Annotated in this window: 6 protein-coding genes and 1 pseudogene; 5 read left to right on the top strand and 2 right to left on the bottom strand. The window is 66.7% G+C overall.

Features of this window, described 5'->3' with window-relative positions; genetic code table 11:
- From ACPEH1_RS18570 to ACPEH1_RS18550, 5 genes and pseudogenes are all read left to right on the top strand, one after another.
- Nucleotides 1-137: pseudogene (locus ACPEH1_RS18570) on the top strand (peroxiredoxin); the annotation flags it as partial.
- Nucleotides 138-291: 154 nt separating this feature from the next.
- On the top strand, nt 292-1,884 hold the full coding sequence (gene ahpF, locus ACPEH1_RS18565) for an alkyl hydroperoxide reductase subunit F (protein ID WP_017356608.1): 1,593 nt from the start codon (nt 292-294) through the stop codon (nt 1,882-1,884).
- A gap of 89 nt (nt 1,885-1,973) precedes the next feature.
- Nucleotides 1,974-2,930: a DNA-binding transcriptional regulator OxyR gene (oxyR, locus tag ACPEH1_RS18560; RefSeq protein WP_017356607.1), complete on the top strand. Its 957-nt coding sequence runs from the start codon at nt 1,974-1,976 to the stop codon at nt 2,928-2,930.
- 139 nt (nt 2,931-3,069) lie between these two features.
- A complete protein-coding gene (rnk, locus tag ACPEH1_RS18555) occupies nt 3,070-3,474 on the top strand; it encodes a nucleoside diphosphate kinase regulator (RefSeq protein WP_017356606.1) in 405 nt (134 codons plus the stop codon).
- 48 nt (nt 3,475-3,522) lie between these two features.
- Entirely contained in the window at nt 3,523-4,485 is a 963-nt protein-coding gene (locus tag ACPEH1_RS18550; protein WP_136003735.1) for a transaldolase, read from the top strand.
- A 446-nt stretch (nt 4,486-4,931) separates the two neighbouring features.
- Here the strand turns inward: ACPEH1_RS18550 and msrA are convergent, their stop codons facing one another.
- Nucleotides 4,932-5,582, bottom strand: a complete 651-nt coding sequence (gene msrA, locus ACPEH1_RS18545) for a peptide-methionine (S)-S-oxide reductase MsrA (protein ID WP_313243017.1) — start codon at nt 5,580-5,582, stop codon at nt 4,932-4,934.
- A gap of 30 nt (nt 5,583-5,612) precedes the next feature.
- Nucleotides 5,613-5,879 carry a DUF2007 domain-containing protein gene (locus ACPEH1_RS18540; protein ID WP_017356603.1) on the bottom strand — a complete coding sequence of 89 codons (267 nt, stop codon included), beginning with the start codon at nt 5,877-5,879 and terminating at the stop codon, nt 5,613-5,615.
- Between the last annotated feature and the right edge of the window lie 121 nt (nt 5,880-6,000).

Here is a 6,000-nt window from a genome sequence, read left to right as displayed (position 1 = left end):
GTGACGTCTCCGAAACGCTGCGCAAGCTCAAGGCTGCCCAGTTCACCGCCGCCAACCCGAACCAGGTGTGCCCGGCCAAGTGGAAGGAAGGCGAGAAGACCCTGACCCCGTCGCTGGATCTGGTCGGCAAGATCTAAGCAACGCCTCATCCCCATTCCCGCTTCGACGGGAGTGGGGGTGAACCCAAGCCGGTGCCGCCACGCGCCCGCTTCGGTTCACCCCCCTGCTGCGCAGATGCACCTTCGGGGTTCGTCGACGCTGTCCCCTTGCCTGAATCAAGGAGTTTTTTCGATGTTGGATGCCAACCTCCAGTCCCAGCTCAAGACCTACCTGGAACGCGTCACCCGTCCGATCCAGATCACGGCCCACGTGGACGATGGCGCCAAGTCGCAGGAGATGCTGGAGCTGCTCAACACCCTGACCACCCTGTCGGCGCAGATCCAGCTGGACGTGCGCCGCGATGGCAGCGAGCGCACCCCCTCCTTCGCGCTGACCACCCCGGGCCAGGACATCCACCTGGCCTTCGCCGGGCTGCCGATGGGGCACGAGTTCACCTCGCTGGTGCTGGCCCTGCTGCAGGTGGGCGGACACCCGTCCAAGGCCACTGCCGAGCTGATCGAACAGGTGCGCAACCTGGACGGCGACTACCGCTTTGAAACCTATTTCTCGTTGTCCTGCCAGAACTGCCCGGACGTGGTGCAGGCGCTGAACCTGGCGGCGGTGCTCAATCCGCGCATCCAGCATGTGGCGATCGACGGCGCGCTGTTCCCGGCCGAGGTCGAGGCGCGTCAGATCATGTCCGTGCCCACCGTGTATCTCAATGGTGACGTGTTCGACCAGGGCCGCATGAGCCTGGAACAGATCGTGGCCAAGCTGGACACCGGCTCGGGCAAACGCGACGCCGAGAAGATCGCCGCCAAGGCGCCGTTCGACGTGCTGGTCGTCGGCGGTGGCCCGGCCGGTGCCGCAGCGGCGATCTACGCCGCGCGCAAGGGCATCCGGACCGGCGTGGCCGCCGAGCGTTTCGGTGGCCAGGTGCTGGATACGATGGCCATCGAGAACTTCATCTCGGTCAAGGAAACCGAAGGCCCCAAGCTCGCCGCCGCCCTGGAACAGCATGTGCGCGAGTACGAGGTGGACATCATGAACCTGCAGCGCGCCACCGCACTGGTGCCGGCCGGTGATGACGGCCTGGTCGAGGTCCAGCTGGAGAACGGCGCGTCGCTGAAGTCGCGCTCGGTGATCCTGTCCACCGGCGCACGGTGGCGCCAGATGAACGTGCCGGGCGAGGAGCAGTACCGCAACAAGGGCGTGGCGTATTGCCCGCACTGCGACGGTCCGCTGTTCAAGGGCAAGCGCGTGGCGGTGATCGGCGGCGGCAACTCCGGCGTCGAGGCGGCCATCGACCTGGCCGGCATCGTGTCGCATGTGACCCTTCTGGAATTTGATGACAAACTGCGCGCCGATGAGGTCCTGCAGCGGAAGCTGCGCAGCCTGGGCAACGTCACCATCATCACCAGCGCCCTGACCCAGGAAGTCCTGGGCGATGGGCAGAAGGTGAGTGGTCTGGTATATCAGGATCGTATCGGCGGCGATGCGCATCGGATCGAACTGGAAGGTATTTTCGTGCAGATCGGCCTGCTTCCCAACACCGAGTGGCTGAAGGACACCGTGGCGCTCTCTCCGCGCGGCGAAATCCTCATCGACGACCGTGGCCAGACCAGCGTTCCGGGCGTATTCGCAGCAGGAGATTGCACCACCGTTCCGTACAAGCAGATCGTCATCGCGATGGGGGCCGGCTCGACCGCCGCACTGAGCGCCTTCGATCACCTGATCCGCACCTCCGTTCCCAAGAGCAGCGGCGCTGTCGCCGAAGCTGCCTGATTTGCGTCGCTCCCGGCTGCATCGGGAGCGTCTTCTGCCCGCTGGGTAAACCACGCCATCACCCGGTCCATACCCCTAGAGGTCTAAGGATGAACCTACGTGATCTGAAGTATCTTGTGGCCCTGGCCGACCATCGCCACTTCGGCCGCGCCGCTGCCGCCTGTTTCGTCAGCCAACCCACGCTTTCCACCCAGATCCGCAAGCTGGAGGACGAGCTGGGGTTGCCACTGGTCGAGCGTGCGCCGCGAAAGGTCATGCTGACCCCGGCCGGCGTGGAAGCGGCAGCGCGTGCACGCACGATCGTTGCCGAAGTAGAGCAGATGAAAGAGGCTGCACGACGCAGCCGCGACCCTGAAGCGGGCACCGTTCGTCTGGGCATCTTCCCGACCCTTGGCCCGTACCTGTTGCCGCACGTCATCCCCAACATCCGCGAGCGCTTCCCGCACCTGGAACTGCTGCTGGTGGAAGAGAAAAGCGACGAGCTGCTGACCCGCCTGCGCGAAGGAAAGCTGGATGCGGCCCTGCTGGCGCTGCCGCTGGACGATGACCAGCTGCACGCCGAGTTCCTGTTCGAGGAACCGTTCCTGCTGGCGGTATCGGGCAAGCATCCGCTGGCACGGCGCCACCACCTGGATGTGCAGGAGCTGTCGGCGCAGAAGCTGCTGCTGCTCGAAGACGGCCACTGCCTGCGCGACCAGGCGCTGGCGGTGTGCCGCCTGTTCGGTGCCAACGAAAAATCCGAGTTCCGTGCCACCAGCCTGGAGACCCTGCGCCAGATGGTGGCCGCCGATGTGGGCATCACTCTGATGCCGACGCTGTCGGTCAAGCCGCCGGTACCGCGGTCGGAGAACATCCGCCTGCTGGATTTCAACGGCGACGACCGCCCCAGCCGTCGCATCGCGATGGCCTGGCGCCGCAGCTCGGCCATGAGCGGCTTCCTGGATCAGCTCGCCCAGCAGTTCAAGCGGTTGCCGCAGGAGCTGTTCACGCTGCAGGCCGGCGACAGCGGCGTGCTGCCGGCCGTCGTCCCGCAGCGGCCGGCCTGAGGCTGGCTGAACCACCCGACGGGCAGGTGGATCGGCACGGGTCGCATCCGCCTGCGATTGTCAGCACAATAGAACCAGGCGGCGCCAGCAGGCGCCGCCTTTTGCATGGGCCATTCACAAATACGCAAGGAGCTTCACCATGTCCACATCCAGCGGACTGCCGCCGTCGATCATTGTTTCCAGCCACGATATGGATCGCCTGGAAGCCATGCTTGACTCCCCCGCCGTCGGCCAGACGCCGGCCGCGCTCGCGCTTGCCCAGGAGCTCAACCGTGCCACGGTGGTGGCAGCGGACGCGATGCCCGCAGGCACCGTCATGATGCATTCGCGCGTGGAGTGCGAAGATGAGCTGCAGAACGAAAAGCACGTCCTGACGCTGGTCTACCCCCGCGAAGCCGACGTGGAACAGGGCAAGGTCTCGATCCTTGCGCCGGTGGGCACCGCCCTGCTGGGCCTGTCGGTCGGCCAGAGCATGGACTGGGATGCCCCGGGCGGCCGCAAGCTGCGCCTGCGCGTCACCGCCGTCCACAACCCGAATTCCTGAACCGCGCTGCGTTGCGCGCCGGTTCTTCCGTCCCCTCCAGGAGTGGCAATGAACACCGTTTCTCCGTCCAAACTCACCCAGCTGCGTGATCTCTCCGTCGTCGTGGCCGATACCGGCGACTACGAGGCGATCAAGCGCTTGAAGCCGGTCGACTGCACGACCAACCCGACGCTGGTGAAGAAGGCGCTGGACCTGCCGGTGTACGCGGACCTGATCGAACGCGAGCTGGCCTGGGGCCGTGAGCAGACCGGCGAGCGCGAGACCATCGTGCATGCCGTCGCCGACCGTCTCACCGTGGGCGTGGGCACGCTGCTGAGCACGCTGGTGCCGGGCCGGGTGTCGACCGAAGTCGATGCCGACCAGGCCCACGACACGGCGGCCACGGTGACCAAGGCACGCCAGTTCATCGCGATGTACGAGGCCGCCGGCGTGCCGCGCAGCAAGGTGCTGATCAAGATCGCCGCGACCTGGGCCGGCGTGGAAGCCGCGCGCCAGCTGCAGAGCGAAGGCATCGACTGCAACCTGACGCTGATCTTCAATCCGACCCAGGCGCTGGCCTGCAGCGAGGCCGGCGCGTTCCTGATTTCGCCGTTCGTCGGCCGCATCCTGGATTGGTACGTCGCCAACGGGCAGACCCCGGCCACGATCGACGACGATCCGGGCGTGGTGTTCGTGCGCGGCGTCTACGCCGAGTTCAAGCGCCGCGGCTCGCCGACGGTGGTGATGGGCGCGTCGTTCCGTTCGACGGCGCAGATCGAGGCACTGGCCGGGTGCGACCGCCTGACCATCTCGCCGGACCTGCTGGAGAAGCTGGACGCCGACCACGGCGACCTGCCGCGCAGGCTCGTCGCCGGCGCGGTCGAAGCGGTCACCGCGCCGCCGATCGACGCCACCCGGTTCGCGACCGACCTGGCCGCCGACCCGATGGCCACCGAGAAGCTGGCCGCCGGCATCGATGCGTTCGCCAAGGACCTGGAGGCACTGCGCCAGACGATCCGCGACCGGCTGTAAGCGGCGTGTTGTTCGGGTGGTTCAAGGACGGGACGGATGCAGTGATTGCATGCGTCCCGCTTCTTTTTTGAGATCCTGGCAACAGCGGCGCTTTGGTTCATATCGGCCGGGGCAGCCGGCGCGCCGCCCCCATGCATGATCGCGAGGCGGCCAGGAAAACGTGGTGCCGGCCGCTGGCCGGCTCCCCGGAAGAATTCATCGGGTGCGGTAACGAAGACGCCGTTGACGTTGACGTTGCATCGGCTCTTCCCGTGGCAACCAGCCAACCATCAAAGGCGGGTCGGGGCGGGTTTGCGGGGGAATGAGCAGCATGGATGCTGCGACTTAGCCTCCACGGACGGATTCACGGCGTCCCCCGCAAACCCGCACCGTCCCGCCAACGCCAGGGAACCATTGGCAACGGGCTGTTGGCCAAACTGCATGAAGCAGCCGGGCAGAGCCCGGCTCTACGCGTCCAGCCCGATCGGGCAGCTGACGCCGGTGCCGCCGATGCCGCAGTAGCCGTTCGGGTTCTTGGCCAGATACTGCTGGTGGTAGTCCTCGGCGTAGTAATACGCAGGGGCGGGAAAGACGATGTCGGTGGTGATCGCGCCAAACCCGGCCTCGGTCAGCCGCTGCTGGTAGGCGGCGCGGCTGGCCAGCGCCGCCTCGTGCTGGGCCTGGCTGGTGGCGTGGATCGCCGAACGGTACTGGGTGCCGGTGTCGTTGCCCTGGCGCATGCCCTGGGTCGGGTCGTGGTTCTCCCAGAACACCTGCAGCAGCTCAGGCAGGCTGATGATGGCGGGATCGAACACCACCTCCACGATCTCCGTGTGCCCGGTCAGGCCGGAACAGACCTCTTCGTAGGTCGGGTTCGGGGTCACTCCGCCGGCATAGCCCACCGAGGTGGAGTACACGCCCGGCAAGGTCCAGAACGTGCGCTCGGCCCCCCAGAAGCAGCCCATTGCCACGCGGATGCGCTGCAGGCCGGCAAAGCCGTCCTTGAGCGGGTGGCTGTTGACGTAGTGCTGGTTGTGCAGCGGCAGGGGATGCTCCCGGCCCGGCAGGGCCTCGTCCGGGCGCGGCAGGCGCTGTTTGAACGCGCCGATGCCCAACAGGCCCTTGGCAATTCCCAACATGGCGGTCTCCTAGGCCGGCAAGAGACCGGCGCTTTCGTCATCGTCGAATATGGGGTCGTGCTGCGGTCCGCCCAAGTCCAGGCCGGCCACGATCGCCTCGGCCTCCGGGCGGGCCAGGTCCGGCACGCAGACCCGCAGCACACCGAACAGCGGCAGCTCGCCCATGCCGCCCAGCAGCGATTCGCCGAACACGAAGGCCGGAATGCCGGCGTCCTCCAGGGCATGCTTGACCAGGTGGGCATCGAACAGGTTGTCGGCCTGGTAGATCACGTGCATGGGCGGGCTCCGGCGGGGTCGGCCCAGCATACCCCCGAGGGCTGAAGCCGTGCCGACCAACCGTCGGCACCTGCCGTTTAGCCTGTCGCCGTGCGACAGGCTAAACTGTTGGTCTTTCTGC

This window comes from Stenotrophomonas sp. NPDC077421 (assembly GCF_049545505.1).
Classification (GTDB): domain Bacteria; phylum Pseudomonadota; class Gammaproteobacteria; order Xanthomonadales; family Xanthomonadaceae; genus Stenotrophomonas; species Stenotrophomonas nematodicola.
Note: the sequence above shows the minus strand (reverse complement) of the source record. Positions and strands in the feature narration are given on the sequence as shown.

Excerpts from the sequence above, each read along its gene's own strand:
- ahpF (WP_017356608.1), top strand. The coding sequence starts at position 292 with ATGTTGGATGCCAACCTCCAGTCCCAGCTCAAGACCTACCTGGAACGC.
- oxyR (WP_017356607.1), top strand. The coding sequence starts at position 1,974 with ATGAACCTACGTGATCTGAAGTATCTTGTGGCCCTGGCCGACCATCGC.
- rnk (WP_017356606.1), top strand. The coding sequence starts at position 3,070 with ATGTCCACATCCAGCGGACTGCCGCCGTCGATCATTGTTTCCAGCCAC.
- ACPEH1_RS18550 (WP_136003735.1), top strand. The coding sequence starts at position 3,523 with ATGAACACCGTTTCTCCGTCCAAACTCACCCAGCTGCGTGATCTCTCC.
- ACPEH1_RS18540 (WP_017356603.1), bottom strand. The coding sequence starts at position 5,879 with ATGCACGTGATCTACCAGGCCGACAACCTGTTCGATGCCCACCTGGTC.